Source organism: Streptomyces humidus (genome assembly GCF_014649655.1).
Classification (GTDB): Bacteria; Actinomycetota; Actinomycetes; order Streptomycetales; family Streptomycetaceae; genus Streptomyces; species Streptomyces humidus.
On record NZ_BMTL01000143.1, the window covers coordinates 1 to 1010 of the forward strand.

1 protein-coding gene is annotated in these 1010 nt (G+C 70.0%); it reads right to left on the bottom strand.

The window, feature by feature from the left end; all coding sequences use genetic code 11:
* Positions 1-1010: polyketide synthase dehydratase domain-containing protein (locus IE239_RS41460; protein ID WP_190154607.1), on the bottom strand; the 1010-nt coding region annotated here is incomplete at both ends.

The following is a 1010-nucleotide window of genomic DNA, read 5'->3' on the forward strand; positions in this document are numbered from 1 at the left end:
AGAACGACTGCACCACAGACAGAACCCCAGCCGTCACCTCACGCACACCCCCGGCATCCAGCACCACCGACGGCACCTCCAACACCTCCACACCACCGACGGCAGCCACATCGCCGACCACCGACAGAGGCGACCACTCCACCCGGAACAACGCGTCACCAACTCCGCCCGCGGCCACCCTCAACTGCGCTTCGGGAACCGCCCGCAACACGAGCGACTCCACCGACGCGATCAAGGCACCTTCGCCAGTGACATCGAAGACTTCCAGGCGCGACGCGTCGGAACCGTTCGCGGCCGGTGTCACCCTGATACGGGCAGCCGAGGCACCGGTGGCATGCAAGGTCACTCCACGCCACTCCGCGGACAGACCGGAGTACCCGGTCGCACGGGCCGCGGCCTCCAGAAGCACCGGGTGCAGGCCGAAGCGCCCGGCATCGGCCACGAGTTCCTCGTCCAAGGCAAGCTCGATGCACTCCTCCGGCGCGGCCGCTTCACTGCCTGGTGCCAGAGCCGCGTCAGAGGAGGTCAGGGTCCCGGTGGCGTGGCGGGTCCAGAACTCGTCGCCGTTGTCCGCACGGGTGTACACACCGACCGTGCGGTGTCCCTCGTCGTCGGCACCCCCCACGGAGACCTGGACGCGAAGGGCTGCCGTGGCAGGCAGCACGATCGGCGTCTCGATCGTGAGCTCGCGCAACGAACCGGCACCGACCTCGTCGCCCGCGCGGATCGCCAGTTCGACCAGAGCCGCTCCCGGCACCACGCCGGCACAGGGCACGGTGTCCTCGACCAGCCATGGCTGGGCCGTGCGCGACAACCGCCCGGTACACAGCACGCCCCCGGTCTCCGGCACCGCCATCACCGCGCTGAGCAACGGGTGCCCCAGCGACACGTCAGTCGTCGGAGCGGTGGCTGCCAGCCAGAACCGCTGGCGTTGGAAGGCATACGTCGGCAGGTCGACCCGGCGGGCGCCCGTCCCGGCGAACACCCTCTCCCAGTCCACCTCCACACCC